Consider the following 26,375-nt stretch of genomic DNA (forward strand, 5'->3'; position numbering starts at 1 on the left):
GATGATAGCCGGGAGCGACAACGCTGGCGCACGATCCGCGCACCTCGTGTCTCGCCGCCCAATCCGGCCCGTGTCGACCGCGGTGTTCAAAGCCCTGCCGGCGGCGTGATGTAGCCGGGTATCTCGGCCGCGAGCGTGCTCTTCAGCACCGCGGTCCCCTCGTCGGCCATGACCTCGCTCTTGCCGGCGGCGAGCGCGTCGTAGGTCCGTCGTACGACGTCGCCGGGACTGGCTTTGGGCACGTCGATGCCGTTGGTCAGATCGGTATCCACGAACCCGACGTGCAGGCCGAGAACCTGGATGCCGCGCTCGCGCAGGTGAAAGCGAAGCTGGTTCGTGTAGCTCCAGGCGGCGGCTTTCGACGCGGCATACGGCGTCAGATAGGGCCGAGGGAGCCACACGATATCGGAGAGCACGTTGATGATCGCGGCATGCGGCTGGGCCGCGAGGATCTGTTCGAAGGCCTGTGTGACGCGCACCACGCCGTAGTAGTTGGTATCGAACAAGCGGGCGGACTGCGCTTGCATGTCGGCCGCCAAAGGCCCGTCGATCAGCGCGGCGATGCCCGCGTTGTTGATCAGCAGCGTCGTGTCGGCCGCCCGTTTCGCGGCCTCGGCGATCGACGCCGGATCCGTGACATCGATCCTGACCGGCACGATGCCCGGCTCGTCGAAACCGCTCGTGTTGCGCATACCGGCGTACACTTTCGCCGCCCCGCGCCGCAGCGCCTCGCGTGCAAAAGCGAGGCCCAGGCCGCGATTGGCGCCGGTGATGAAGACGGTGGCGTTCTTGATATCCATGACAAGCTCCTGTTTCAAAAGCCGCGTGCCGGGGGCGTGTCGACGCCCGCCACGAGCACGCGGGTGCCTGGCTCAGAGAAAGACGTGTTCCGGCAACTGTTTCGAAAGCGACTCCCGCAGATGGGTCGCGAGAGTCAGTACGGCGCCAAGCGGGCTCATTCGCACGCTGACTCGCGGCACCGAGCCGTCGGCGTTGCGATCGACGACCACGACCGCGCTCAGCATCTCGCCGCTCGTCAGTACGGCCTCGTATTCGAGAAAGAGCCGCGAGCCGACGGCCTGAACGAACGTGGGCGTCTGCGAAACGTAAAAGGTCCCGACGGCGTCGACGGCGAGCCGGATTTCGTCGCGCCCGGTCACGGGCGTGCGCAACACCGAGCTGACCAGTTCGGCATCGGCCGTCAGATCATCGAGAAACGGGTGACGATCAGGCTGGATGGGTGACATGTTCAAACCCCTCGATTCGTTTCAGGGACGTGTTCACACGAATGCGGCCCGATATTTCTCGACGAACTGCTGGACCGACAGCGGCGGCGTTCCGGTGATCTTCTCGACGGCGTCGTTGGTGCCCGAGAAGATGCCGTCTCGGTAGTTCTGCGCGACTTCGACCAGATGCTGCGTGAGGAACGGCGGAAACTTGTAAAGGGTCTCCATCTTGATTCGGAATGCCTCGATGGAAATCGGCGCGTATTCGATCCGGGCGCCGAGAACCTCGCTCATCGCGTCCGCGATCTCGACGTGGTTCATCTCGACGGGGCCGTGCAGCGTGTAGGTCTTGCCCCCGTGGCCTTCGGGTTTGGCGAGGAGGTGGGCGATCACGCGTCCCTGGTCGTCGCTGGAGATGGGCGCGTGACGGCCGTTGCCAAACGGAAATTCGATCTTCTTCGTGGCCCATATCTCCCGCGCAAAATGCGGATAGACGAGCCAGTCGGCAAAGAACGTCGGGCGCAAATGCATCGTCGCGACGCCCGACCAATCGAAGACCTGCTCGGAGACCCAGTGATCCTGTGCCGCGTGGCTCAGCGACGCCCGGCGCGCGGAAATCTGCGACATGTTGACGATCGCCGTGACCCCCGCCTCCTTTGCCGCCTGTGCGAAATAGGCTGCGGCCCCGATGATCCCCGGCGCGATCGGATGAAGGAAATACGCCGATCGGATGCCTTCCATCGCTGCCCGAATGTCGTCGATGCCGGTGAAGTCGCCGACCGCGACATCGACACCGCGCCGCCTCAGGGCTGCCGCCCGATCGTCATCGGTGCGCACGTAGGCACGCACGCGTTTGTGCATCTTGAGCAGTTCGTCAATCGCCATACCTCCGGTGCGACCGGTTGCACCGCTCACAAGAATCTCAGGCTCGTTCATCGCTTCGCTCCGTTCGAAAATGAGAGCATATGCTCCCTTGAGACAAAGAATAGGAGCATATGCTCTCACAGTCAAGATTTTTGGTTGGCGGGGCGACGGCGCTGGAGTTCATCAGTCAGGAGCCCGAGTATTCGACCTGCCCGCCGATTCGGCCGGGCTGCAAACCGCAAATCGCCGTTCGCGCTGGCCCTCGCCAACGATTCGCTCAGCGACGATGCGACTCATCAGCGGGATGGCCAAGGGATCGCACCATCTCTGGAGCCGACAGTTGAGTGCGCATCCGGCGGGCGCGAGCGAACAAATGAAAATGGCAGGAATCAACCGACAGCCGCCCTCCGACTGGCGACTTTCGATTGCGAATTCAACCCGTCAGCGGCCGCACGTTACGTCGACTTCCCTCTTCCCGCCTTTTGTGGCGCCCGATTGCCGAGCAGTTCGACCAGCCGCGCCTCGCATCCGGAAAGCGCGTACCCGCGCCGCTGCGAGATCATGAACGTCAGGGGACGCATGTGCCAGGCACGCCGCTTGAGCTCGACAAGGGCGCCGTTGGCGAGGTCCGCCTCGACCATGTGGCGCGGCATGTGCCCCCAGCACAGGCTGCCTTTGAGCAAGTCGTGCTTCGCGCCGAGGTCGTTTACCCACCATTGGCGTTCACTGGCGACTCCCTGCTGGGTCTTTTCCGCATCGGGCTGGTTGTCGGTGACGACGAGCTGGATGTGCCGGCCGAATTCTTCCCGCGGGATCGGCATCGCCATCGCGGCCAGCGGGTGCGATGGCCCGCAGACGGTCACCATCTGCGCATCGCATAAATGATGCCGTTCCACGGTGCCCGGGCTCAGCTCGGGCACGTCCGTGATCGTGACTGCCAATGCGCACGTCCCGTCGAGAACCAGACGCTCGCCGCCCTGCATGGTTGTCATGCGCAGATTGATTGCAACCGTCGGAAAGTCCGCCTGCACGGTGTGCAGGCATTCAATCAGGTGCGCCCGCGAAAAATAGGTGTCCACGGCGATCGAGACCTGCGGGACGCCGGTCTCGGCAATCGCCACCGCACGCATCTTCATTTCCTCGGTGCGCGAGATCACCCCGCGTGCATCAGGCAGGAGGCTGCGGCCCGCGGCCGTGAGCGTCGCTTTGCGCGTGTTGCGCTCGAACAGCACCACGTCGAACGCGCTCTCGAGCGCGCTGATCGCATGACTGACCGCCGACTGTGCACGCCTCAGCTCCCTCGCGGCGCCGGAAAAGCTTCCCTGGTCACACACGGCAACGAACGCCCGAAGTTGATTGATGGTGACGTTGTCCAGCATATCTATCTATAAAGTAGATGGTACTTATAGATATTCAGTCAATTGGCTTCATGAATCAAGTGCTCCAGAATCGGCGTGTCACTTTTGTTTCGAAGGATGCACGACATGAACAGACTGAATGGCAAGACTGCCGTGATCACCGGCGGCGCAACCGGCATCGGCCGCGCCGCGGCGCAGCGCTTCATCGAGGAAGGCGCTTTCGTCTACCTGTTCGGCCGCCGGCAGGCGGCACTCGACGCCGCGGTGGCCGAGCTGGGGCCCAATGCCCGCGCGGTGAAGGGCTCGGTCGCCGATCCGGCCGACCTCGACCGGCTCTACGCGGCGGTCAAGGCGGAGCGCGGCACCCTCGACATCGTCTTTGCCAACGCCGGAGCGGGAAGCCCGCTTCCGCTCGGCCAGCTCACCGCCGAGCACATCGACGAAATCTTCGACACCAACGTGAAGGGTTCGATCTTCACGGTCCAGAAGGCGCTGCCGCTGATGGGCCCGGGTGGTTCGATCATCCTGACCGGATCGAGCGCCGGCACCACGGGAGCCCCGGGATTCACGGCCTACAGCGCGAGCAAGGCCGCGGTGCGCAACCTCGCGCGGACCTGGGCTGCGGACCTGAAAGGCACCGGCATCCGGGTCAACGTGCTGTCGCCCGGGGCGACGGCGACCGAACTCGCCAAGGAGGCGCTGGGCGAAGCGGGCCAGAAGGCCTACGGCGCGCTGACGCCGCTCCAGCGTATGGCCGATCCGGCCGAGATCGGCGCGGTGGCGGCCTTTCTTGCGTCGTCGGACAGCAGCTTCATGACCGCCAGCGAGGTCGCCGTTGACGGCGGCCTGGCACAGCTCTGAGGAGAAAAACAGATGACGCAATCACTGAAGGGCAAGACCGCGCTCGTGACCGGGGCATCACGAGGCATTGGCCGCGCCATCGCCGAACGTCTGGCAAAGGACGGGGCGACCGTCGCACTGACCTACAACGCCAGCAAATCCGGCGCGGACGAAACGATCGTGGCCATCGAGAAAGCGGGAGGCAAGGCGTTCGCCGTCCACGCCGATCTCGTTGATCCGACGACCGTCCCGGCATTGTTCGAAAGACTCGACGACGAGTTCACGAGGCGGAACGGAAGCAAGACTCTCGACATTCTGGTCAACAACGCCGGCAATTCCGGCTGGCTCGGCTTCAAGGAAGCGACGCCGGAGAGTTGGGACACCCTGATGGCGGTCTACGCCCGCGCGCCCTTCTTCATCATTCAAGCCGCACTGGATCGCCTCGCCGACGGCGGACGCATCATCAACATATCTTCCGCGGCCGCCACGAAGCCCGTGACGGCCGCGCCCGTCTACTCGATGGCGAAAGCAGCCATCAATACCCTGACCCATACGCTCGCAATCGAGCTGGGGCCGCGTGGCATCACCGCGAACGCCGTGGCGCCGGGCTTCACGCGAACGGATGCGAACGCCGCCTTTCGGGAGAATCCCGAACTCGTCAAGGCGGCCGAGGCCCAGATCGCGCTGGGCCGCTTCGGCGAGCCTGCGGAAATCGCCGCTGTCGTGGCGTTCCTGGCGTCCGATGAGGGCCATTGGGTCACCGGCCAAACGATTGAAGCGAGCGGCGGTTACAAGCTCTGACCACACTGGGAAACGAAGGAGAAACCCATGCGTTACGCAATCGTCGGCTTCGGCAAGATCGGCCACGCACTGGCCAGGGCGTTCGCCCGCAACGGCATCGACGTGGCCGTTGCAAGCACGCGCGATCCGGCAAGCTTCGCGTCCGATGCGGCAGCGATCGGGCGTTCGATCATTCCCGCCACGCTGGCGGAAGCGGTCAAGGCGGACATCATCTTTCTGGCGGTCCGTTTCGAGTCGCACCCGGCGGTCGCGAAAGCGCTGCCGGACTGGACGGGCAAGATCATCGTCGACGTGACGAACACCTTCGCCCCGCCCGAGGAACTGGACGGTCTTCCCTCCTCTGCGTTCGTCGCGCACGCGTTCACCGGAGCCAGGCTGGTGAAAGGCTTCAATCATCTGGCGGCGGCCATTCTCGGCCAGGACCCGGCCGTACAGGGCGGCAGGAGAGTCGTGTTCCTCGCGAGCGATGATGACGGTGCCGCGGCGGAGATCGGCGCGCTTGCGGAAAAACTGGGTTTCGCGCCGATATCACTCGGCGGACTTTCGGACGGTGGACTGCTTGTTCACGCGCGCGGAAACAACTGGGGAAAACTGATCTTTAAGGACTTGATCACGTTTGACTGACGGTCAACGGTTTCCGGATGTTCCCTGAGCCGACGAGTCGGAGGGCGCCCACGACAGAATTATTTTGATTCGCATGACGAATCACCTCCTCCACCGATGCCAGGTCGACGACGCCGTTTCGCCGGTCGTCGTCGACCCAGGGAAGTGAAACCACCGTGAGTTCAAACGGTTGTCCGCCACACGCTCGAGTCGTCTTCCAGCGGGCATCGCCTCGAGCCTCGCGGCCGCATGCGCGTGCGTGATCGCTGGCGCCGCGCCGCATGGCGCGGCCAGCCGACCGGTTCGCGCAGATCCGTTCAGCATCCGCCCGCGCGAGCCCTCCGCTAAATCGCCATTTTGGCCGCGAAAACGTCGCGTTCCTCTGCGTAAATCGGAGGATCAGATAACGGTATGAGAATTTGTTGGTTCTTGGATGCGTTCCACATCCCGAGAATACAGGCTCCCGACAACCGGGCGCGCGACGCTCCGCCCCGCGTCGCTCCAACAACGTTCCTCTTTCCCATGTTCAGCAGATCGTTTCGCACCACGTCGGGCCACGCGCTTTTCCTCGCCGCCCTCCTTTCCGCTTTTTCCGGTGTCGCTCGCGCGGACAGCACGCTCGATCGCATCCATCAACGTCACAAGATCTCGATCGGCGTGATCCTGTCGGGCCCGCCGTTCGGCTCGCTCGATCCCGCGACGCAAAAACCGGTCGGCTTCAACGTCGATCTGGCGAACGACGTCGCGAAGCGGCTCGGTGTCGACGCCGAGCTGACACCGGTGCAGCCGTCGAACCGCGTGCAGTTCCTGCAGCAGGGCAAGGTCGACGCGCTGATCGCCAACATGGAGCTGACGACGGAGCGCGCGGAGATACTGTCGTATGCGCCGACGCCATTCGAATCCATCGGCGGCGCGCTGATCGCGCGCAAGGACAGCGGTATCAAGTCCTGGGCCGACTTGCGCGGCAAGCCGGTCTGCGTGTCGCAAGGCAGCAACTACACGAAGCCGCTCGCGACGGAATACGGCGCGCAGGTGAAGGCCTTCCGCGGTCAGCCGGAATCGCTGCTCGCACTGCGCGGCAACAACTGCGTGGCCGCCGTGCACGTCGCACCGACGTTGCGCATGCTCGTCGCGCGCAACCCCGACTGGAAGGACTATACGACCCCGCTGTCGAGCGACCTGATTCCGTCGCCGGCCGTGATTTGGGTCCGCAAGGGCGAGACCGATACCCAAAACGCGCTCGACCGGATCGTCCAGGACTGGCACCGCAGCGGCTGGCTGCTCGACGTCGAGCGGAAGAACGGAATGACGCCGTCGCAAGCCGTGCTCGACCTGCACGCGAAGCTCAAGGCGCAGCGCACATGACGGTGGCCGCCGCCGTCGATGCACTCCGCACGTTCGGCCTCGATTACAGCTTCGTGCTCGCCCCGGACGAACGCGCGTCGTTCGTGCACGGGATGGGCGTGACGCTCGAACTGTCGATCGCGACCGCGTTCGGCAGCCTCGCCTGCGGCATCGTGCTCGCCGCGCTGCTGGTGTCGCCGAGCGCGGCGCTCGCGCGCCCTGCGCGTGCCTTCGTCGAAGTCACCCGCAACACACCGACGCTCGTGCAATTGTTCTGCGCATTCCTCGTCGTCAACATGCTGATCAGCGCCGCGCTGCGCGATCTGGGCGGCAATCCGCTGACGCCGTTCCTCTGGAGCGTCATCGTGATCTCGCTGCACAAGGGCGCGTTCCATGCTGAAGCGCTGCGCGCCGGCCTCGAAGCGGTCCCGCGCGCAACGCTCGAGGCAGCGCAATCGCTCGGCTACAGCCGCCGCCAGCGGCTCTGGCACGTGCAACTGCCGCTCGCGGTGCGCTTCGCGCTGCCCGCGCTCGTCAACAACCTGGTCGACCTCGTGAAGATGACGACGGTCGCCTCGGCGATCGCCGTCGGCGACGTCACCTATGCGTCGATCATGATCTGGACGCAGCGCGACAATGTGCTCGAGCTGATGATCCTGATCCTGCTCTTCTTCGGCGCGCTCACGTTCGCGGTCAACCTCGCGGGACGCTGGCTGGAACACCGCCTGAGGATACCCGGCTATGGCCATTGACTTGCGCGCACAGCCCGTGCGCGTCGTACGATGGCCCGCCGTCGCGGCGACACTGACCGCACTGGCCGTCGTCGCGCTGGCCGTCGCGGCCCGCCATCACCCGACCCTCGTCGCGCTCGCCACGTGGCTGCCGGCGCTCGGCAAGGCGATGCTGGTCAACATCGGCATCAGCGCGATCGCGATCGCGATCGGCACGCTCGCCGGCCTCGTGCTCGGCCCGCTGACGCTGTCGCGGCTCGGCATCGCACGCGTCATGGCGCGCGCGTACGTGCAAGTGTTCCGCAACGCGCCGCTTCTCGTGCTGATTTATTTTTCGACCTACGTATTCCCGTTCGAGATCAGGTTCGGCCATGCGGCGCTGCCGTTTCCGGACTGGTTCAAGGTGACGCTCGGCCTCGCGCTGCCCGCGAGCGCGAACTTCGCGGAAATCTTCCGCGGCGCGATCCAGTCGATTCCGAATGCGCAGTGGGACGCCGCCCGCTCGCTCGCGTTCAGCCGCGTGCAGGTGTTCCGCTGGATCATCCTGCCGCAATGCGTACGCCGCATGCTGCCGCCGTGGATGAACCTGTATGCGAGCATTGCGATGGCGACCGCGCTCGCGTCGCTGGTCGGCGTGCACGACCTCCTCGACACCGCGCAGGTCGCGAGCAACACCGTCGCGCGTGCCGACTTCACCGTCGTCGTCTATTTCACGGTACTCGGCCTGTTTTTCGCGTACTGCTACCCGATCGCCCGTTTCACCCGCCTTCTCGAACGACGTCATGCATTCCACTGAAACTCCGCGCGGCGCGGACGAGCCGCTCGTCCGCCTGCGCGACGTGCATCTGTCCTACGGTACGACGCCCGTGCTGCGCGGCATCGATCTCGACGTGCACCGCGGTCAGGCCGTGTCCATCATCGGTCCGTCCGGCTCCGGCAAATCCACGATCCTGCGCTGCATCACCGGGCTGTTGCGGCCGCAGCGCGGCCTGATCGACGTCGACGGCACGCGCGTCGACCGGCTCGCATCGGAGCGCGACGAAATCGCGCTGCGCAAGCGGGTCGGTTTCGTGTTCCAGCAATACAACCTGTTTCCGCACCTGAGCGTGATCGACAATCTCGTCGTCGCGCCGGTACGGATTCTCGGCCGCGATCGCACCGACGCGGTGCGCACCGCACACGCACTGCTCGAACGCGTGCGTCTCGCGGACAAGGCGCATGCCTACCCCGGCGAGCTGTCGGGCGGCCAGCAGCAGCGCGTCGCGATCGCCCGCGCGCTCGCGATGCAGCCCGACCTGATCCTGTTCGACGAGGTGACGTCCGCGCTCGATCCGGAAACCGTCGGCGACGTGCTGGCGGTGATTCGCGATCTCGTGCGCGACGGCATGACCTGCGTGCTCGTCACGCACGAGATGCGGTTCGCCGAGGAAATCAGCGACGTCGTCTACTTCACCGAGGCGGGCGTGATCGTCGAGCACGGGCCGGCCGCGCAACTGTTCCGCGCGCCGCAAAGCCCGCGCACGCGGGCCTTCCTCGCCCATGCGCTCGGCCCGGCCGGCAGCGCCCACGCAAGCCGCGACGACGCGCCGATCGCCCTGGACCTGACGCGCTTCGCGGTCTGACTCAACGCGCGGCGTAGCGGCTCGGCGGGCGCGCGAGCCCGAGATGGTCGCGCAGCGTCGTGCCCTCGTATTCGGTGCGGAACAGGCCGCGCCGTTGCAGTTCCGGCACGACATGCTCGACGAAATCGTCGAGTCCGCCCGGGAAATAGGGCGGCATGATGTTGAAGCCGTCTGCGGCGCCGCCATCGAACCACTCCTCGAGCGCGTCCGCGACCTGCGTCGGCGTGCCCCACACGATCCGATGCCCGCGTGCGCCGGCGACGAGATAATAGAGTTCGCGCAGCGTGAGGTTCTCGCGGCGCGCGAGATCGGTCAGCAGCTTCGCGCGGCTCTTCAACTGGTCGGATTCGGGCAGGTCGGGCAGCGGGCCGTCGAGCGGATACTTCGACACGTCGTGGCCGAGACGGTCCGACAGCAGCGTCAGCGCGCCGGACGTATCGGTCCATTGCTGGAGCTGCGCATATTTGTCCTTGGCTTCCTGCTCGGTGCGGCCGATCACCGGGAATACGCCCGGCATCACGGCAATTGCGTCCCGGGCGCGGCCGTATGCCGCGAGCCGCCCCTTCAGGTCGCGATAGAAAGCCTGCGCTTCCTCGAGCGTCTGCTGCGCAGTGAACACGACTTCCGCGGTGCGCGCGGCTAGCTCCTGGCCGGGACCCGACGAGCCGGCCTGGATCACGACCGGATGGCCCTGTGGCGGACGCGACGCGTTGAGCGGCCCCTTCACGTTGAAGAAGTGTCCGGCGTGATCGAGCGTGTGCACCTTCGCCGGGTCGAAATACACACCGCGCGCCTTGTCCCTGACGACCGCGTCATCGTCCCAGCTGTCCCACAGCCCCTTCACGACATCGACGAATTCGCCGGCCATCTCGTAGCGCTGCGCGTGATCCGGATGATTGCCGCGCGTGAAATTCGCGGCGGTGCGGTCGTATGAAGTCGTCACGACGTTCCATGCCGCGCGCCCACCGCTCAGGTGGTCGAGCGAGGCGAACACGCGCGCGATATGGTAAGGCTCGCTGTACGTCGTCGACGCGGTCGCCGCCAGGCCGATGCGCCGCGTATGCATCGCGAGCGCCGACAGCAGGCTCAGCGGCTCGAAGCGCATGGCCATCGACGGATGCGCGTCGGGGCCGCTCGTCAGGCCGTCGGCCAGGAAGACCATGTCGAACTTCGCGCGCTCGGCGGTCTGCACGACGCGGCGCATGAGATCGAAGTTCTCGCTGCCGGATTCGGCATCGGGGTGGCGCCAACCGGCGACGTGGTGTCCAGCGCCCTGGAGGAACAACCCGAGACGCATCTGGCGGCGGGAAAGTGTGCTGCGATCGGTGCTCATGATTGAAGCGGCGTAAAGGTGTGGAAAAGCCGGGCGAGATCGGCCGTGCTTCGCATCGTGTCGATCAGTGCCGGGACGAACGCGAGTGCGGGATCGTGAGCGGTCGCGTCCGCGAACTTCGCGGCAAGGTCATCGGCACCGACGAGGCGTTCGGTGCGTTGCCGCAGCGTGTCGCCGTTGCGCAGCGCAATCTCGACGACCGAGAAACGCGTCGCGGGATCGGTCGACGCGCGCGGCGCCGCGGCATCGTGGCGCCGCGTCACGCGTGCGGCGAGCGCGATCAGGTCGCCGCGCACGGGCACGTCGGCGAACGTCGCGACACCGGGCGGCCCGTCCGTCAGTGCGGCGGCCACCGCGTATTCCACGCTGAAGCGCGCTTCGAGGCCGGTGGCCGGCAGTCGGTTCGACAGCGGCGTATCGCCGCCGGGCGGGAACGTGACCGCGATGCCGTCGATGTCCGCCGGCGCGATGCGATGGCGGGCGCGCAAATCGAGCGCGGCCTGCACGGCGTAATGAGTTGCCGTGCAGCACGGCCACGGCTTGAAGTACAGCCCCGGCGCCACGATCTGCCACGGCGCGCCCCAGTCGGCCAGCACGCGCGCCGGTTGCGACGCACCGCCGCCGAACACGGCGAAGAATCCCTCCGGGCCGTCGAGTGCGCCCGGTGCGCCGGCCAAGCCGGCCTCGGCGAGTTCCGCGGCGAGCAGCCCCGCGCGTGCCGCCAGGCCCGCGTGCAACGGCTTGACCTCGCTACCGAACTGCAGCCGCAGCCCGGCCGATTGCGTCGCGGCGATGCCGAGCGCGTTTTCGGTGGCCGCCGCATCGAGCCCGAGCAGACGTGCGGCGGCCGCCGCCGCGCCGAGCGTGCCGAGCGTCGCGGTGTTGTGGAAGCCGAGTTCGTAGTGGCGGCTGCCGAGCGCGAGACCGATTCGCGCCATCGTCTCGACGCCGACGACGTATGCATCGAGCAGTTCGAGCGCGCCGCGGGCGCGCACCTGCGCGAGCGCGAGCAGCGCCGGCAGCAGCACGGTGCCTGGATGGCCGCGCACGCTGCTGTGCACGTCGTCGTAGTCGAGCGCGTGGCCTGCATAACCGTTGAGCAGCGCGGCATGTTGCGACGATGCCGGAATCGCACTGCCGATCACCGCTGCCGCGCCGGTCGATTCTCGAGCGCACACCGCCAGCAGCTTGCGGTAACCGTTGTCGCGAGCGCCGGCGAACGCGGCGGCAAGAAAGTCGAGCAGGCCGCGCCGCGCGGCAGCGATCGCGGACGGATCACGCGCGGGTTCGGCGCACGCGATCGCCTCGGCCAGCCGGCGCGTGATGTCGCCGGCCGTGCCGTCGGGAATCAAGTGGGAAGACATGTCGGCAGTTGGAAAGTCGCGAATCGCCGCAACGGGCGGCGCAACCGGGAACCGTCCGGTTCCCGCTCGAATGGGAGCGTTGGATACTAGCGAAGCATCCGTGCGCGCCCAACCAAGTATTCGAGCTTTCTATATCGCGTAATCAGCGTTGCCTGGACGGAGGCAGGCTGTCGCAAAACGCGCGATCGCATCCGTCCGGGCTTCCCCAAGCGGGTCAGTTGGCCCGGATATCGAACGCGCCACCGGTGAGCGTCCGATCGCGCAACGTGACCGGTGTTTTGCCGGGCAGCAGCGGAAACACCAATTCCGCGAAACGAATCGCCTCTTCCAGATGCGGATAGCCGGACAACACGAAACTGTCCACACCGAGGTCCGCATACTCGTTGAGTCGCGCGACCACCTCTTCCGCGCTTCCGACCAGCGCCGTGCCCGCCCCTCCGCGCACGAGGCCGACGCCCGCCCACAAATTGGGACCGACCACCAGTGTTTCACGGCTGCCGCCGTGCAACGCCGCCATCCGTTTCTGCCCGACTGAATCCATGCTCGCATAGTTGCGCTGTGCCGCCGCGATTTCCTCGTCGGTCAGGTGACTGATCAGTCGATCTGCGTCCGCCCATGCCTCCTCGCTGGTTTCGCGCACGATGACATGCAGCCGCACGCCAAAACGAATCTCGCGACCATACTGCCGGGCGCGCCGACGCACGTCGGCGATCTTCTCCGCCACGGCATCGGGCGGTTCACCCCAGGTCAAATAGGCATCGACATGCTTCGCGGCCAACTCGTGCGCCGCTGGCGAGGAGCCGCCGAAATACAACGGCGGATAAGGCTGGCTCGCCGGTGGGAAGAAGTTCTGCGCGCCCTGCACCTTCAGGTGCTTGCCGTCGAAATCGACTTTCTCGCCCAGCAACAGACGACGCCAGATCGTGAGAAATTCGTCGCTGGCCTCGTATCGCTCGTCGTGGCTGTAAAACACGCCATCGGCAGCAAGCTCGGTTGCGTCGCCGCCCGGCACGACATTCAGCAACAGCCGCCCCGCGCCGAGGGCCTGGTCCAGCGAGGCCGCCTGGCGTGCGGAAGCCGTCGGATTGCCAAGTGATGTCCGCAGCGCCACCAGCAGCTTGATACGCTGCGTGACCGGAATGAGGCTGGCCGCCGTCACCCACGGATCGAGACAGGAAGCGCCCGTCGGAATCAGCAAACCGTCGTAACCGAGTTCGTCGGCCGTGACCGCAATCCTGCGCAGGTAAGCGTTCGTTGCCTGACGGCCGAAATCCGATCTGCCGAGATAGCGCGTATCGCCCGAAGTGGGCAGAAACCAGAAAATATCGAGACTCATCATGTATTCGTGAAATCATCATCCGCAGCGCGCGCGGGTCGATGCAATGCCGGGTTCTCGCACGATCGGCGCCACGGCTGTCGAAACGCGGCAAGCAGGAGCGACGACGGCGAGCTCGGGACATCGCTCGGCCCGATGCTGTCGATTGCGCATCCTGTCCGACTTCCGACCGGCGGCCCCGTCACGCCGAAGTCGTCACCAACGTCCGTTGTGCCCGTCTGGCCGCATATTCGACCGGCGTACCGCCAAGATAGGCATCCCGTAAAGCATCGAGCTCCCTGAGTTCCGCCGACGTGCCATGCGCGACGACTCGACCGCTTTCCAGCACGTAGCCATAACCGGCAAAGCGCAACGCAATCGACGCGTTCTGCTCGGCGAGCAGGAAACTCACGCCCTCGTCACGGTTGAGCGTCGCGACGACCTCGAAAATCTCCTCGACAACCAGCGGCGCAAGTCCCATCGACGGCTCGTCCAGCAACACGAGTGACGGGTGCGCCATCAGCGCCCGGCCAATCGCGAGCATCTGCTGTTCGCCGCCCGACGTATAGCCGGCCAAGGCTTTCCGCTTCAACTTCAGGCGTGGAAAGATCGTGTAGATCCGCTCCAGATCCGTGTCGATCCCGACCCGCTTCGAGCGCCGCGCGAAAGAACCGATCCGCAGGTTCTCCTCGACCGACAGGTGTCCGAAACAGCGACGCCCTTCGAGTACCTGGACCAGACCACGCTCGACCAGCGTCCACGGCTCGACACGCGTGACGTCCTCGCCGCGATAGACGACGCGGCCGCTCGTCAATTCGCCGCGCTCGGCATGCACCAGGCTCGACAGTGCCTTGAGCGTCGTGGTCTTGCCCGCCCCGTTGCCGCCGAGCAGCGCAACGATCGCGCCCTCGGGGACCGTCAGCGACACCCCGCGCAACGCGGGAATGATCTGGCTGTAAGTTACGGCAATCTCGTCGACCTGCAGGATCGGGGCGCTCATGCTCACGGCTCCTTGCTGCAATCGCGCGGCGTGATGCCCTTTTCCTTCGCATAGGCGAGCGCCGACTTCTCGATGATCGGGCGCAGCAGCGCGCGATCGGCCTGCACCCAATCGCTGATCACGTGCCACTTGGCACCATCCCATTGCTGAAAACGCACCGCGCCGCCCCCTTCGTGGTCCGCGCAGGACAGCTTGAGCGGCTGCACGAGACCGAGCGCGCCGAGCTGCTTGAGCCGGGCGTCGTCGAGATTCAGATGCTCGAAGCCCCAGCGCACCTGCTCGCCCGTCAGCGGCTTGTTGCCGTACTTGCGCTGCGCGACGCGCACCGCCTCGACATTCAGGATGCCGTTCACCACGCCGAGGTTGTAGTACACGGTGCCGAAGCGCGCGGGATCCTTGAGGTTGCCGTTACCCGGTTTGATCACGAACTGGTTGATCGCCTGCAGCACCGGGTAATCCGTTCCCGACGGGTGCGTGGTGATCGAGATGAAGCCCTTGGCCGCATCGCCGGCCGGGCGCACGTCCTCCTCCGAATTGCTCCAGATGTTGCCGATGATGTGGTCGACCGGATACCCGACCTTCTGTGCGGTCTTGATCGCCACCGGGTTCATCACGCCCCAGCCGCGCAGGATCACCCAGTCGGGATTGATCTGGTGAATCTTCAGCCACTGCGAACCCTGCTCGTTACCCGGGTGCGGAACCTCGATCTGGGTCACGATGAAGCCGTATTTCTTCGCCAGCAGATCGACCACGGGAATCGTCTCGCGGCCATACGGCGAGCCGTGATAGAGCACGACGATCTTCTTCCCCTTCAGGCTCGCCAGTCCGCCCGAGCGCTGCCCGACGTAGTTGACGATCGCCGACACCTCGCTGTACGGATTCAGCTGCAGCGGAAACACGTACGGGAACACGGAACCGTCCGTGGAGTCGGTACGTCCGTGGTTGATCGTAATGAGCGGGATCCTGTCGGCCGTGGAACGGTCGAGCGTCGCATACGCGATACCGACCGACAGTGGATTGGTGGCCGCGGCCGGAGCGCCGTCGGGGCCGCTGTTCTTCAGGCGTTCGTAGCACTCGACACCCTTTTCCACGACGTATTCGGTCTCGCACTCCTTCCACACCAGCTTGACACCATTGACGCCGCCGTCGCGCGCGTTGATCAGCTGCAGGTAGTCGATAAAGCCGCCGAAGAAGCCGCTGCCGCCCGCCGCGTACGGACCGACGCGGTAACTTTGCAGCGGGAAGTATTCCGCGCCCGCCGCGCGCGCCTGCGGCACGACCGCCGGGCAGAGCGCGAGCACGGCGGCAAAGGCGCCAACCCATCTTCTCCATGCCGAACCCGAAAATTGTTTTCGAACAGCTTCCATATGATTGGATTCCTTGTTGATATGACTAAAAAAATTCCTCGTCGACACGGCTTCATTTCTTGTTCACGAATCGCGCCCACGCTACCTGGACCAATCGTACGAGCCCGTCCGGCTCCTTGATCAGGAACACGATGACGAGGCTGCCGAATATGATCTTCTGCAGGTTCTGCACCTGTTCGCCGCCGATCCCGAATCGCGCGAGCTCGCCGCCCGCGTTCGACAGCAGGATCGGGAGCAGCACGATGAAGGCGGCGCCGAGGAAGTTTCCGCCGATGCTGCCCATGCCGCCGATGATGATGATGAACAGGATCTGGAACGACAGGTTGAGGCTGAAGCCGTCCGGTTCAATCGTGCCGAGGTAAGCGAAGGCCCAGAGTGCGCCGGCAATCCCCAGCACGAAGGAACTCAGCGCAAACGCGAGCAGTTTGGTCCGGCCGATCGGAATGCCGATCACGCGCGCCGCCGTATCCATGTCGCGCACCGCCATCCAGCGCCGCCCCAGCTCGCTTTTCACGACGCTCGCTCCCAGTGCGAATAGCACAGTCGCGACGCCGAGCACCAACAGATAGCGCGACGCCGGCTTGTCGATGTGCCAGCGACCGATCTCAAGCAGCGGCGCGCTCAGCACACCCGACGTATCGTTGTTCGAAAACCAGCTCACGCGGGTAAACAGCCAGACCACGAAAAATTGCGCGGCCAACGTGGAGACGATCAGATAGAAACCCTTGATGCGCAGGCTGGGCAACCCGAATAGCACGCCGACCGCGGCACTCACGCCCCCGCCAAGCAGCAGACTCGCCGGCAACGGCAGCGCCGGCACGCGCACGAGCAGGTTGTAGCTCGCGTAGGCCCCGATCGACATGAATGCCGCCGAACCCAGCGAAAGCTGCCCCGCATAGCCGGTCAAGAGGTTGAGGCCGAGTCCCGCGATCGACAGGATCAGAAACGGCACCAGAATCGCATTGAGCCAGTAATCGTTCGCCCACAGCGGCACGCCAACGAACGCGACGAGCACAAGCACACCCGGCGCGATCCACCGGCGCGGGTTCACGCGACGCGATACGGGGACCGAAGCGGTATTCGTCAATTCCATGTGACTTCCCTCAGACACGCTCGACGGGCGGCTCGCCGAACAGGCCGTACGGCCGCGCCAGCAGGAACAGCATCGCCATCAGATAGGGGAACCAGTTCTCGATGCCGTCGCCGATCAGCCCACCCGCGTAAACCTCGGCCAGCTTCTCGGTGGCACCGACCAGCAGCCCTCCCGCGATCGCGCCGCCAATCGACGAAAAGCCGCCGATGATCAGCACCGGCAGCGCCTTGAGCACGACCAGCGAAAGCGAAAACTGCACGCCAAGCCGAGCGCCCCACAATAGCCCGGCGACGAGACTCGTGAACCCCGCCAGCGCCCAGACGACCGCCCATACGCGCGGCAGACGCACGCCAACCGCCAGTGCGGCAAGCGGATCGTCGGCCACCGCACGCAGCGACAGGCCAAGGCGGGTTCCTCGCGCGAACAGCGACAGTCCAAGCACCAGCGCGCCCGCCGTCGCAGCCGCGAACAGATCGAACTGGCTGACCATGACGCCGGCCAGATGCAGCGGCTTGTCGTCGATGCCGAGTTCGAGACCGTGCACCTGCGCGCCCCAGAGCAGTTGCGCTCCGCCCTCGAGCACCAGGCTCAGGCCAAGCGTCGCCATGAACAGCACGATGGGCGGCCGGTTCACGAGCGGGCGCAACACCAACCTCCCCGTCAGGATCGCGATCACGACCAGCGCGCCGAGCGTGGCGACAAACGCGAGCCATCCACTCCAGCCGCGCTCGACAAGGCTCACGTAGGTCAGCGCGCCGAACAGCACGAGCGCGCCCTGCGCAAAGTTGAAAATGCCGGACGCCTTGTAAATCAGCACGAAACCGATCGCGACAAGCGAGTACATCACGCCCGCAAGCAACCCGCCGGTCAGCACCTCGATGAAGAACTCCATTACCCCCCCGTTGTCGTCCGTTCCCGTCAGTGACGGGTGCCCAGATAGGCCGCCAGCACATCCGGATGCCTGCGCACCTCGTCGGGCCTGCCGTCGGCGATTTTCCTGCCGTAATCAAGCACCACCACGTGATCGGACACGCCCATCACGACGCCGATGTCATGCTCGATCAGCACCACGGTCACCCCGAGATGCGCGTTGGCATCGAGCACGTATTCGGCCATCGCATGCTTCTCGTCGGCGTTCATCCCGGCCATCGGCTCGTCGAGCAACAAAAGGCGCGGCGCGGCCGCGAGCGCGCGCGCCAGTTCAACGCGTTTTTGCAAGCCATACGACAGCGTGCCGACCACCGTGTCGCGATGGTCCTGCAGGTCGAGTTTCTCGATCACACGTTCCGCGTACCTGCGTTGTTCGGCCTCGTCATGGCGTGCGCGTCCGACATGCAGCGTCTGCTCCAGCCAGGTGCTGCGTCGATGCAGGTTGCGCCCCGTGAGCACGTTGTCGAATACGCTCATCCGGCGAAACAGCGCGAGATTCTGGAACGTGCGCGCGATGCCTCGGTGCGCGGCGCGATACGGATCCATGCGCCGGTACACCTGCCCGTCGAACCGGACGGCACCCTGCTCCGGCCGATATACGCCGTTGATCACGTTGAGCAGCGAACTCTTGCCCGCGCCGTTGGGTCCGATCAGCGCGCAGATTTCGCCCGCCGCCACCTCGAAACTGATGTCGGTGACGGCCTTGACGCCCTTGAACGACAGCGAGATGCGCTCGAGCGCGAGCAGCGGCGGTGCGGTCTGAGTCATGCGTCTCGCTCCGGGTCAGGCCGCGACCGGCTGCTGGCGGCTTTCGAGTTCGCGCACGAGCGGCAGCACCTTCTTGCCGAAGTACTCGACTTCCTCGATGAAATGCAGGAACCCGGCCAGCACCAGATCGACGCCGATCGCCTTCAACGCGACAATGCGCTCCGCGATCTGCCGCGGCGTGCCGATCAGGTTCGTGCGGAAGCCGTCGTTGTACTGCACGAGATCCTCGAACGTCGATTTCGCCCAGTTACCCTCGCCTTCGGGCGACGCCTTGCCCGCCTGCTTCACCGCATCGCCGAACGCATTGACCGCCTCGACGTGCGCATGCGCAATGATGTCGTCGAGCACGGCCTTCGCCTCTTCCTCGGTATCACGCGCGATCACGAACGCGTTCACGCCGATCCGCACGCGATGGTTGTTCGCGGCGGCCTTCGCACGGATATCGTCGATCTGCGCCTTGAGGTTCTCCGGCGTGTTGCCGTTGGTGAAATACCAGTCCGACACGCTCGCCGCGTTGTCGCGCGCCGCGCGCGAGCTGCCGCCCTGGAAGATTTCCGGGTGCGGTTTCTGCACCGGCTTCGGGCTCAGCGTGTAATCGTTGAAGCGGTAGAAGTCGCCCTTGAACGTGAAGTTGTCCTGGGTCCAGATGCCCTTGAGCGCCTGGATGAATTCCTTCGAGCGCCGATAGCGTTCGTCGTGCTCGAGCCACGGCTCGCCGATCGCGGTGAATTCGCCCTTGAACCAGCCGCTCACGACGTTGATCGCGATGCGCCCGTTCGAAATGTGGTCGATCGTCGCGAGCTGCTTCGCGACCACCGCCGGATGCCACGGCCCCGGCAGGATCGCGGCGAGCACCTTGAGCTTCGTCGTCGCATGCAGCAGCGCCTGGCTGAACGACACCGACTCGTGCTGGTATTCGGCGCCGTAGCCGGCCGTGAAGCGGATCTGGCTCAGCGCGTAGTCGAAGCCGGCCGCCTCGGCCGTGCGTGCGAGTTTCTGGTTGTATTCAAGGCTCCAGTCGGTACGCTGCTCGATCGTGCTGACGACGAGGCCGCCGCTGACGTTCGGCACCCAGTACGCGAATTTGACGGCATCGCCGGAGGAAGTCGTGTTGCTCATGGAAATGTCCTGGTTGGAAAATGTCGAGATTCACGCGACCGGCACGGCCGCGGAAGATTCAAATCCGCCGACTTCGCGAACGAGCGGGACGGCCCGCTCGATGGCCAGCCGGATGCGCCCGCGCAACTCGGGGCTCGTAATCGTGTAGTTCTGGAAATCCCGTTCGGACGCGTACACGCCGATCGGCAAGGTACGCGCCTGGAAAAAACTGAACAGCGGGCGCAATTGATGGTCAATGACCAGCGCATGACGTTCGCTGCCCCCCGTCGCAGCCAGCAGAACGGGCACGTCGATCAGCGCCTCGTGATGCACAAGATCGAACAGATGCTTGAAGAGCCCCGTATACGAAGCCCGATAGACAGGACTTCCTACGATCAATGCATCCGCCTCCTCGATCGCGCGCAACTGTCGCTCCAGTTCGTCTCCGGCATCCGCTCTCGACAGCACACCGGACAGCACCGGCGCGATCACCCCGAGTTCGATCAAATGCGGCTCGACAGGCAACTCGGCACGCAAGCCGGACAGCAACGCCTCCGACAGCGCGAGCGTTCGTGACGGCCGCGAGGTGTTGCCCGATACCGCAACGACCTTGTATGTCTTCTTTCCCATCAAGCATTCCTCTTCATCTGTCGCACGAGTCCGATAACGTCGACCAACCATCTAGCGAATACCGTGCCAAACACGCCTCTTCCATTCCGCAACGGAAAAAATGGGCTCAATCTACGGTCACGCCGCGACATTTCGCGGATCGCAAGCCGATCCTTAAATCATTCCGAACGGACTGGAATCCATATCTCCGATCCAGATGACTGACCCGCAGCATCCCTGCTTCCGGGCCGCGTCACGAGCAGCATCAGGAGTAAAAAGAAGGCGTCGGAAAACGCTCGTTGAGGGCCCAGTCCCCCAACTCGCGAATCTTGTAGTCGATCGGATCGTGCAGGGTATGAACACGCAGGTTCCGCCAGAACCGATCGAACCGCAGCGCGGCCGTCGTTGCCCGCGCGCCGGTCACTTCGAACATGCGCTGCGTGATATCGAGACCAGCCTGCGCAGACGAAACCTTGGCCGCCGCGACGGCTATCGCCACCTCGCCCCGTTCGCGTTCCGTCAGCGCCGCCTCGCGCCGCCAGGCCACATCGAACGCGCCCGCGGCGCGCTCGACCAATGCGCTTGCCCCCTCGATGGCAAGCCAGAACCGACCGTAGTGACCCTGCACATACAGATCCTCCGTCGGATGCGATGCCGGAGACGCGACCCACGATCGCGTACTCTCCCGCGTAAAATCCCGCGCGGCGCCTATCGCGCCTTCGCCTAGACCAAGATAGATATGCGCCAGAATCAACTGGGCCAACAGCGGCCGCAAGCATGCAAACGGCGAAGACAAAGGCCCCGGATCGGCTAGGATCTCGTCGCCGGCCACCTTCACCTGTTCGAACAGCACCGTCCCGCTATCCGTCTGACGCTGCCCCATGTTGTCCCAATCGTCGAGGATCGCGATCCCTTCGCGCGCAGTCGGCACCACGCCGATCAGCAAACGTCCCTGCGCATCGAAAGCCGACGCCAGCAGGCGATCCGAATCGGCCGCGCCGGAGCAGAAGCTCTTGCGCCCGACGAAAACCCATCCGTCCGCCCCATCCGATTCCGCGCGCGTACCCTTGTCGAGCGGATTGAGCGCGTTCCCCCAGAACCAGCGTTGCGAAACGGTCCGCTCCAGCCAGGGCTCCCACTGCTGCGGGCGCCCGAACAAGCGCACTGTCGCGAGATGCAGATGGTGAAAGGCGAAGAGATGCGCGAGCGAGCTGTCCACCCGAGCGAGACGCCGTACGACGGCCAGCGTGTCGGACCAGGTCGCTCCGTGCCCCCCGTATGCGCGGGGCACGCTCAGCGCAAGCAAGCCGCTATCGCGAAGTACTCGACGCTCGTGCAACGCCGTTCCACCCGCCCGGTCGCGCGCTATCGCCGTACGTGCCAGCTCCTGCACGACGGACTCCACCACGGGCTGCCACGCGGCCATTTCGACTGTCTCCGCACCGATATGCTTCATGAGCGAAACACCTTCTGATCGACATTGTTCGAGCAGACGCTCACGCATGTTCCATGCCATGGGCGAATGGAATCAAAAGCATCAGAACCAGCAGGCGCCGCTCTTGCCCCGTAACGGGCTTGCACACGACCGACGACGGTTGCAATCCAAGCAGTGCCAAGCTGATGACGATCGATGCGCGTATGGCCGGCACCGCGCCGCCGCCCGTCGGGAGAAACTCATTCGTGGCGTTGCCCGCTCTGACGCGCCGATCGCCGCGCGTGCTCATCAATCAGCATTCCGTCAGCAGGATGCTGACCACCAAGCAACCGCGCCCCTTCCCGCTGCCTGAAAATCAAGCTTCTGATTTGGATATGAAAATTCGTTGCTTTCCAGGAAGCATCGACGCAAAGAGAATCCCTCATACCGGAACACTACGCCGCACTTCACTCCTACCTTTCACATGGCAACACTCTCGACCTATCCGGATACGATCGGGCTTCGCGGCACGCCCTCCGATACCTCGGCAGTACGCGTCATCGCCGAAGAACTGGCTGCCCGATTCGGGCAGACCGCCGCCGAGCGAGATCGTGCGGGCGGCACGCCAAAGGCCGAGCGCGATGCGCTACGCGCCAGCGGCCTGTTGCGACTCAGTATTCCAGCCGCCTATGGCGGACTCGGTGCGAACTGGCTGACCACGCTGGACGTCGTGCGTACGCTCGCGCGTGCCGACGGCTCGCTTGCCCACCTGTTTGGTTTTCATCATCTGCTGCTTGCCACCGTCCGTCTGTTCGGCGCCGCCGAGCAATGGGAGCCATGGTTCCAGCAGACGGCCGCCCACGACTGGTTCTGGGGCAACGCGCTCAATCCGCTCGACGAGCGCACGATCAGTTCTCCGGGCAACGGCTGGCTCGAGTTCAGTGGCCAGAAAAGCTTCTGCTCCGGCGCACTCGATTCCGAAATGCTGATCGCTTCCGCTCGGGACGTCGACACCAACGCGCTGCTCATCGCGGCTGTCCCGACGCACCGCAGCGGCATTTCCATCTCCGAGGACTGGAACAATATCGGCCAGCGCCAAACCGACAGCGGCACCGTGACCTTCGAACGGGTGCGCGTCGAGCATCACGAAATCCTCTCTGATCCCGGACCGCTCTCCACACCGTTCGCCTGCCTTCGCCCGTTGATCGCGCAGCTCGTCCTCACGAACGTCTACCTGGGCATCAGCGAGGGCGCTTTCAACGACGCACGACACTACACCTTGCACGAGGCCCGACCCTGGCCCTCGTCCCGTGCGGAAAGAACCGACGACGACCCCTATATCCTCGGCCAGTATGGAGAGTTCTGGGCTGGCCTCGAGGCCGTCCGCGTTCTGGCCGACCGCGCCGCCGCCCGACTCGACGATGCATGCGCACTCGGCGCGGCACTCAGCGACGATGAGCGCGGAGAAGTCGCGATTGCGGTCGCGAGCGCAAAAGTCTCGGCGATACGGACCGGGCTGGACGTTTGTACCCGCATGTTCGACGTCGCGGGCGCACGCGCCACCCACGGCGCACTGGGTCTGGACAGACACTGGCGCAACCTGCGCACCCACTCGCTGCACGATCCGTTGGCCTACAAACTGCGGGAACTCGGCGAGTGGGCACTCAAACGAACCTACCCCCAACCGACCTTCTACTCATGAACCGCCCGCTCCCTCCCGCCCAACCGGGCGACCCGGATGACACTGCCGACCCGGACGTGCTGACCTTGCCGGACCGGCACGCGCTCACCACCTCGATCCGTGCACGCGCGCAGGTCTTCGTCGATCCGCGCTCACTCGCGTTGCTCAACCAGATACGCATGATCGCGCCCAGCGACGCAAGCGTGCTCATCATCGGTGAAACCGGAACCGGGAAAGAACTGATTGCCCGCCACGTACACAATCTGAGCCATCGCAAGAATCAGCCGTTCGTCGCGGTCAACTGCGGCGCGTTTTCGGAAACGCTGGTGGAGAGCGAACTGTTCGGCCACGAGAAGGGGGCGTTCACGGGCGCGTTCAGCGCCAAGCCCGGATGGTTCGAGGCGGCCAACGGCGGCACGTTGTTCCTCGACGAGATCGGCGATCTCCCGCTGTCGATGCAGGTCAAGCTCCTGCGCGTGCTGCAGGAGCGCGAAATCGTCCGGCTCGGGGCGCGTCACAGTATTCCGATCAATGTGCGCGTGGTCGCGGCCACCAACGTGCATCTCGACGATGCCGTCGCGGCAGGCCACTTCCGCGGCGATCTGTTCTACAGGCTCAACGTCGTCCAGCTCGCGATCCCCGCACTACGCGAACGCCCGGGCGACGTCCTTCCGCTCGCGCGATACTTCATCGAAGACTATCGCGGTCGTCTTGGCTACGGCCCCGCGGATATCGACAGACGAGCCGAACAGAAGCTGCTTGCGCATCACTGGCCCGGCAATATCCGCGAACTGGAGAACGTGATCCACCACGCACTGCTGGTCAGCCGCCATGATCTGCTCCAGGATTCCGATCTCCAGATCCGGTATGGCGACACGACGTTCGCCCGCCGTCACGAGTCGACGCCACACCTTGATCCTCAGGAAACGTTCGAGCAGGCGCTACGCTGCCTGTTCGACGCGGAACACGACAATCTGTTCGAGCATATCGAGGATACCGTGATGCGCGTGGCCTTCGAATTCAGCCACCGCAATCAGATCCAGGCAGCGAAGCTGCTCGGCATCAGCCGCAACGTATTGCGTGCACGCCTGATCCGGGCAAAGGAAATCAACGCCTTGAAGTAGCACGCGCCGAAGCGATGCCGTGCATGACATGCATTGCGTCGCCGGCTCATGCGCGAAAGCATCGGAATACATGAATCGCTCGCAGTCGTCGCTCACGTGCACGCATACCGAAAAGCAGCGATGCCGAACATGTACACGTTACGCAGCAATCCTTTTCAATTCGGCAAGTCCTGCTTGAAGAAGTAAAGGGAGCGGGATACACCTAGTCCGCTCCTCGCACGCGTTCAGGCGGCAACCGTGGAAGTGCCTTGCGCACCCGGCCCGCTGCCGATGGCCCAGACATACGGCGGCTCGGTACCGTTGATTTCCCGATCGCCGACGATGCGGGCCTTGAACACCAGCGGATTGTGCGAGGCCGCCGTGCGCGCGTTGCGCCAGTGGCGATCGAGGCCCTTCGCGGCACTCGAGCCCGATGCGCCAAGCGCGTTGAACAGATCGGTCGTCGCGCGCAGCACGAGGTCCGACACCACGATCTGAGCACGCGCCGAATCCAGTTCCGCGTCGACATTCGCACGGTGCTCGGCTTGCTCGTCGCCGCCAAAACGTGCCTCGTACGCACGCTGCGACGCCTCGCTCGCGCGCACCGCCGTGGCCTCGGCCGCGAATACGCGCGCAGCCACCTCTCCCACCACTTGCTGGATCTGCGGGTCCTGCGCGAACGACGGGGCGTTGCCGTGGCTGAAGATGCGCTTGCGCGAACTCACCTCGCGCGCGATGTCACGCAGCGCGGCGCGCCCGGTGCCCGCGAGCACCGCGAGCAGCACGAGCTGGTAGAACGCCGTCTGATACTTGAAGCGCGTCGCGAAGTCGAACACGTTCTGCGCATCGACTCGCGCCGCGTCGAAGCGGGTCGTGCCGCTACCGGTCGTGCGCTGACCGAAGCCGTCCCAGTCGTCGCTGCGTTGCACGCCGGGTTGGTTCGTCCGGACGGCCGCGATCACGTCTCGGCCGTCTTCATCGCGCGCGAATACGTCGATCCAGTCCGCGAAGATGCTTCCGGTCGAATAGTATTTCTCTCCGTCGAGGATCCAGCCATCCCCGTCGCGCCGCACACGGGTAATCACATCGCCTATCGCGACGCTGCCAACCTCGGTCCACGCGTTGCCGACGAGTTCTCCGGCGACAAAGCGCCGGAACCATTCGTCACGCGCCACATCCGGCGCGGAATTCAGCCGATCCTCGACGAAAGCGAAGTGGCCTCGCAACGCCTGCGGCAGGTTCGAATCGGCGGCGGCCAGTTCGATGAGAAGCTGTATCAATTGCGGCAACGACGCGCCCGCGCCGCCATGCTCGACCGGTACGCGAACCGCGCCGAACCCACTCTCCCTGAGCCATTCGATCGGGTCATACGGCAACGTGCGGGAACGTTCACGTTCGAGCGCCCCGTCTGCGATACGCGCGAAAACCGGGCGGAAGCGCTCCGCCAGGCGCTCGTAATCCGTGCCCCGCGACAGCTGGACATCGGAATGATGGACGGATTTCAGATGATTTGAAGCGGTCACGTCGGCTCCGGCAGATTGGAAATGGCGTCGAAAGCATCACCCGATGCAGAAACCGTGCCATACCGCACAAGCACCGTCCGGCATTGAAATCCCCTCACCGCAATTTCAATGCTGCTGATTCCGCAGCAAACATGCTGACATGCTGCTGGCGGACAGCGGACATCGGGTGTGTCGCTTCATGATCTCCTTCGCCGCGCCTCCATATCGCCGGAACGGAACGCCCTCAGGACGCCGGATCCGCCGGCACCGCGTGCCATCGCGCGGCAAATTGACGGGTATGAGGCATCAACGGATGCGGCTTCGATGTCGCGTGCGGCGCGTGACGCGCACGTCGGTCCCCGGCACGCCGTAATCGGCGTGCGGCGTCGACTCGTCGAGGCCTTCCAGA

26 protein-coding genes are annotated in these 26,375 nt (G+C 64.9%); 9 read left to right on the forward strand and 17 right to left on the reverse strand.

Annotation, left to right across the window (positions count from 1 at the left end; all coding sequences use genetic code 11):
- Positions 1-86: 86 nt before the first annotated feature.
- From AC1VVG_RS34020 to AC1VVG_RS34035, 4 genes are all read right to left on the reverse strand, one after another.
- Positions 87-800: an SDR family oxidoreductase gene (locus AC1VVG_RS34020; protein ID WP_069706427.1), complete on the reverse strand. Its 714-nt coding sequence runs from the start codon at positions 798-800 to the stop codon at positions 87-89.
- 72 nt (positions 801-872) lie between these two features.
- Positions 873-1,247, reverse strand: coding sequence for a hypothetical protein (locus AC1VVG_RS34025; RefSeq protein ID WP_124609944.1), 375 nt, complete (start codon positions 1,245-1,247; stop codon positions 873-875).
- A gap of 33 nt (positions 1,248-1,280) precedes the next feature.
- The gene (locus tag AC1VVG_RS34030) at positions 1,281-2,162 is read right to left on the reverse strand and encodes an NmrA family NAD(P)-binding protein (RefSeq protein ID WP_473376915.1); all 882 of its coding nucleotides are present in this window, start codon (positions 2,160-2,162) and stop codon (positions 1,281-1,283) included.
- A 383-nt stretch (positions 2,163-2,545) separates the two neighbouring features.
- Positions 2,546-3,469 carry a LysR family transcriptional regulator gene (locus tag AC1VVG_RS34035; RefSeq protein ID WP_034190410.1) on the reverse strand — a complete coding sequence of 308 codons (924 nt, stop codon included), beginning with the start codon at positions 3,467-3,469 and terminating at the stop codon, positions 2,546-2,548.
- 105 nt (positions 3,470-3,574) lie between these two features.
- Between AC1VVG_RS34035 and AC1VVG_RS34040 the strand changes: the two genes are divergently transcribed.
- From AC1VVG_RS34040 to AC1VVG_RS34070, 7 genes are all read left to right on the forward strand, one after another.
- A complete protein-coding gene (locus tag AC1VVG_RS34040; protein ID WP_059562232.1) occupies positions 3,575-4,309 on the forward strand; it encodes an SDR family NAD(P)-dependent oxidoreductase in 735 nt (244 codons plus the stop codon).
- A gap of 12 nt (positions 4,310-4,321) precedes the next feature.
- The gene (locus tag AC1VVG_RS34045) at positions 4,322-5,089 is read left to right on the forward strand and encodes an SDR family NAD(P)-dependent oxidoreductase (protein ID WP_069706430.1); all 768 of its coding nucleotides are present in this window, start codon (positions 4,322-4,324) and stop codon (positions 5,087-5,089) included.
- Between the two features lie 27 nt (positions 5,090-5,116).
- Positions 5,117-5,713, forward strand: a complete 597-nt coding sequence (locus AC1VVG_RS34050) for an NADPH-dependent F420 reductase (protein ID WP_059562196.1) — start codon at positions 5,117-5,119, stop codon at positions 5,711-5,713.
- 501 nt (positions 5,714-6,214) lie between these two features.
- Complete coding sequence (locus AC1VVG_RS34055; protein WP_049036066.1) at positions 6,215-7,057, forward strand: transporter substrate-binding domain-containing protein; 843 nt, start codon at positions 6,215-6,217, stop codon at positions 7,055-7,057.
- Entirely contained in the window at positions 7,054-7,788 is a 735-nt protein-coding gene (locus AC1VVG_RS34060) for an amino acid ABC transporter permease (RefSeq protein WP_124671283.1), read from the forward strand. The genes AC1VVG_RS34055 and AC1VVG_RS34060 overlap by 4 nt, the downstream gene beginning before the upstream one ends.
- Positions 7,778-8,563, forward strand: a complete 786-nt coding sequence (locus AC1VVG_RS34065; protein ID WP_482837572.1) for an amino acid ABC transporter permease — start codon at positions 7,778-7,780, stop codon at positions 8,561-8,563. Before AC1VVG_RS34060 ends, AC1VVG_RS34065 begins: the two co-directional genes overlap by 11 nt.
- On the forward strand, positions 8,550-9,389 hold the full coding sequence (locus tag AC1VVG_RS34070; RefSeq protein ID WP_343728017.1) for an amino acid ABC transporter ATP-binding protein: 840 nt from the start codon (positions 8,550-8,552) through the stop codon (positions 9,387-9,389). The genes AC1VVG_RS34065 and AC1VVG_RS34070 overlap by 14 nt, the downstream gene beginning before the upstream one ends.
- A 1-nt stretch (position 9,390) precedes the next feature.
- Here the strand turns inward: AC1VVG_RS34070 and AC1VVG_RS34075 are convergent, their stop codons facing one another.
- The 12 genes from AC1VVG_RS34075 to AC1VVG_RS34130 form a co-directional block, all read right to left on the reverse strand.
- The gene (locus AC1VVG_RS34075; protein WP_034190403.1) at positions 9,391-10,722 is read right to left on the reverse strand and encodes an LLM class flavin-dependent oxidoreductase; all 1,332 of its coding nucleotides are present in this window, start codon (positions 10,720-10,722) and stop codon (positions 9,391-9,393) included.
- Entirely contained in the window at positions 10,719-12,086 is a 1,368-nt protein-coding gene (locus AC1VVG_RS34080; RefSeq protein ID WP_482837573.1) for an MmgE/PrpD family protein, read from the reverse strand. The genes AC1VVG_RS34075 and AC1VVG_RS34080 overlap by 4 nt, the downstream gene beginning before the upstream one ends.
- Before the next feature lie 214 nt (positions 12,087-12,300).
- Positions 12,301-13,422: an FMNH2-dependent alkanesulfonate monooxygenase gene (ssuD, locus tag AC1VVG_RS34085; protein WP_175027792.1), complete on the reverse strand. Its 1,122-nt coding sequence runs from the start codon at positions 13,420-13,422 to the stop codon at positions 12,301-12,303.
- A 181-nt stretch (positions 13,423-13,603) separates the two neighbouring features.
- On the reverse strand, positions 13,604-14,401 hold the full coding sequence (locus tag AC1VVG_RS34090) for an ABC transporter ATP-binding protein (RefSeq protein ID WP_343728018.1): 798 nt from the start codon (positions 14,399-14,401) through the stop codon (positions 13,604-13,606).
- A gap of 2 nt (positions 14,402-14,403) precedes the next feature.
- Positions 14,404-15,768: an ABC transporter substrate-binding protein gene (locus AC1VVG_RS34095; protein ID WP_425551672.1), complete on the reverse strand. Its 1,365-nt coding sequence runs from the start codon at positions 15,766-15,768 to the stop codon at positions 14,404-14,406.
- A gap of 52 nt (positions 15,769-15,820) precedes the next feature.
- Positions 15,821-16,861, reverse strand: coding sequence for a branched-chain amino acid ABC transporter permease (locus AC1VVG_RS34100; protein ID WP_482837574.1), 1,041 nt, complete (start codon positions 16,859-16,861; stop codon positions 15,821-15,823).
- Between the two features lie 10 nt (positions 16,862-16,871).
- Positions 16,872-17,753, reverse strand: a complete 882-nt coding sequence (locus tag AC1VVG_RS34105) for a branched-chain amino acid ABC transporter permease (RefSeq protein WP_034190398.1) — start codon at positions 17,751-17,753, stop codon at positions 16,872-16,874.
- A 26-nt stretch (positions 17,754-17,779) separates the two neighbouring features.
- Positions 17,780-18,559, reverse strand: coding sequence for an ABC transporter ATP-binding protein (locus AC1VVG_RS34110; RefSeq protein WP_482837575.1), 780 nt, complete (start codon positions 18,557-18,559; stop codon positions 17,780-17,782).
- Positions 18,560-18,574: 15 nt separating this feature from the next.
- Complete coding sequence (gene sfnG / locus AC1VVG_RS34115) at positions 18,575-19,678, reverse strand: dimethylsulfone monooxygenase SfnG (RefSeq protein ID WP_482837576.1); 1,104 nt, start codon at positions 19,676-19,678, stop codon at positions 18,575-18,577.
- Between the two features lie 30 nt (positions 19,679-19,708).
- A complete protein-coding gene (gene msuE / locus AC1VVG_RS34120; RefSeq protein ID WP_049033006.1) occupies positions 19,709-20,287 on the reverse strand; it encodes an FMN reductase in 579 nt (192 codons plus the stop codon).
- Positions 20,288-20,531: 244 nt separating this feature from the next.
- Positions 20,532-21,722: an acyl-CoA dehydrogenase family protein gene (locus tag AC1VVG_RS34125; protein ID WP_069706439.1), complete on the reverse strand. Its 1,191-nt coding sequence runs from the start codon at positions 21,720-21,722 to the stop codon at positions 20,532-20,534.
- A 40-nt stretch (positions 21,723-21,762) separates the two neighbouring features.
- Positions 21,763-21,990 carry a hypothetical protein gene (locus tag AC1VVG_RS34130; protein ID WP_482837577.1) on the reverse strand — a complete coding sequence of 76 codons (228 nt, stop codon included), beginning with the start codon at positions 21,988-21,990 and terminating at the stop codon, positions 21,763-21,765.
- Positions 21,991-22,164: 174 nt separating this feature from the next.
- Here AC1VVG_RS34130 and AC1VVG_RS34135 point away from each other — a divergent pair, with 174 nt between their 5' ends.
- Both AC1VVG_RS34135 and AC1VVG_RS34140 read left to right on the forward strand, forming a co-directional pair.
- Positions 22,165-23,382, forward strand: a complete 1,218-nt coding sequence (locus AC1VVG_RS34135) for an acyl-CoA dehydrogenase family protein (RefSeq protein ID WP_482837578.1) — start codon at positions 22,165-22,167, stop codon at positions 23,380-23,382.
- The gene (locus tag AC1VVG_RS34140) at positions 23,379-24,485 is read left to right on the forward strand and encodes a sigma-54 interaction domain-containing protein (protein WP_059557401.1); all 1,107 of its coding nucleotides are present in this window, start codon (positions 23,379-23,381) and stop codon (positions 24,483-24,485) included. The genes AC1VVG_RS34135 and AC1VVG_RS34140 overlap by 4 nt, the downstream gene beginning before the upstream one ends.
- Positions 24,486-24,709: 224 nt before the next feature.
- Here AC1VVG_RS34140 and AC1VVG_RS34145 read toward each other — a convergent pair whose 3' ends face one another.
- A complete protein-coding gene (locus AC1VVG_RS34145) occupies positions 24,710-25,987 on the reverse strand; it encodes an acyl-CoA dehydrogenase family protein (RefSeq protein ID WP_482837579.1) in 1,278 nt (425 codons plus the stop codon).
- Positions 25,988-26,375 lie beyond the last annotated feature (388 nt).

The organism is Burkholderia sp. L-4, from assembly GCF_056856535.1.

Coding starts and splice junctions, on each gene's coding strand:
- AC1VVG_RS34140 (WP_059557401.1), top strand. CDS start 23,379: ATGAACCGCCCGCTCCCTCCCGCCCAACCGGGCGACCCGGATGACACT.
- AC1VVG_RS34020 (WP_069706427.1), bottom strand. CDS start 800: ATGGATATCAAGAACGCCACCGTCTTCATCACCGGCGCCAATCGCGGC.
- AC1VVG_RS34065 (WP_482837572.1), top strand. CDS start 7,778: ATGGCCATTGACTTGCGCGCACAGCCCGTGCGCGTCGTACGATGGCCC.
- AC1VVG_RS34130 (WP_482837577.1), bottom strand. CDS start 21,990: ATGAGCACGCGCGGCGATCGGCGCGTCAGAGCGGGCAACGCCACGAAT.
- AC1VVG_RS34100 (WP_482837574.1), bottom strand. CDS start 16,861: ATGGAATTGACGAATACCGCTTCGGTCCCCGTATCGCGTCGCGTGAAC.
- AC1VVG_RS34055 (WP_049036066.1), top strand. CDS start 6,215: ATGTTCAGCAGATCGTTTCGCACCACGTCGGGCCACGCGCTTTTCCTC.
- AC1VVG_RS34110 (WP_482837575.1), bottom strand. CDS start 18,559: ATGACTCAGACCGCACCGCCGCTGCTCGCGCTCGAGCGCATCTCGCTG.
- AC1VVG_RS34025 (WP_124609944.1), bottom strand. CDS start 1,247: ATGTCACCCATCCAGCCTGATCGTCACCCGTTTCTCGATGATCTGACG.
- AC1VVG_RS34125 (WP_069706439.1), bottom strand. CDS start 21,722: ATGAAGCATATCGGTGCGGAGACAGTCGAAATGGCCGCGTGGCAGCCC.
- AC1VVG_RS34095 (WP_425551672.1), bottom strand. CDS start 15,768: ATGGAAGCTGTTCGAAAACAATTTTCGGGTTCGGCATGGAGAAGATGG.
- AC1VVG_RS34070 (WP_343728017.1), top strand. CDS start 8,550: ATGCATTCCACTGAAACTCCGCGCGGCGCGGACGAGCCGCTCGTCCGC.
- AC1VVG_RS34035 (WP_034190410.1), bottom strand. CDS start 3,469: ATGCTGGACAACGTCACCATCAATCAACTTCGGGCGTTCGTTGCCGTG.
- AC1VVG_RS34075 (WP_034190403.1), bottom strand. CDS start 10,722: ATGAGCACCGATCGCAGCACACTTTCCCGCCGCCAGATGCGTCTCGGG.
- ssuD (WP_175027792.1), bottom strand. CDS start 13,422: ATGAGTCTCGATATTTTCTGGTTTCTGCCCACTTCGGGCGATACGCGC.
- sfnG (WP_482837576.1), bottom strand. CDS start 19,678: ATGAGCAACACGACTTCCTCCGGCGATGCCGTCAAATTCGCGTACTGG.
- AC1VVG_RS34045 (WP_069706430.1), top strand. CDS start 4,322: ATGACGCAATCACTGAAGGGCAAGACCGCGCTCGTGACCGGGGCATCA.
- AC1VVG_RS34090 (WP_343728018.1), bottom strand. CDS start 14,401: ATGAGCGCCCCGATCCTGCAGGTCGACGAGATTGCCGTAACTTACAGC.
- msuE (WP_049033006.1), bottom strand. CDS start 20,287: ATGGGAAAGAAGACATACAAGGTCGTTGCGGTATCGGGCAACACCTCG.
- AC1VVG_RS34135 (WP_482837578.1), top strand. CDS start 22,165: ATGGCAACACTCTCGACCTATCCGGATACGATCGGGCTTCGCGGCACG.
- AC1VVG_RS34080 (WP_482837573.1), bottom strand. CDS start 12,086: ATGTCTTCCCACTTGATTCCCGACGGCACGGCCGGCGACATCACGCGC.
- AC1VVG_RS34030 (WP_473376915.1), bottom strand. CDS start 2,162: ATGAACGAGCCTGAGATTCTTGTGAGCGGTGCAACCGGTCGCACCGGA.
- AC1VVG_RS34040 (WP_059562232.1), top strand. CDS start 3,575: ATGAACAGACTGAATGGCAAGACTGCCGTGATCACCGGCGGCGCAACC.
- AC1VVG_RS34105 (WP_034190398.1), bottom strand. CDS start 17,753: ATGGAGTTCTTCATCGAGGTGCTGACCGGCGGGTTGCTTGCGGGCGTG.
- AC1VVG_RS34060 (WP_124671283.1), top strand. CDS start 7,054: ATGACGGTGGCCGCCGCCGTCGATGCACTCCGCACGTTCGGCCTCGAT.
- AC1VVG_RS34050 (WP_059562196.1), top strand. CDS start 5,117: ATGCGTTACGCAATCGTCGGCTTCGGCAAGATCGGCCACGCACTGGCC.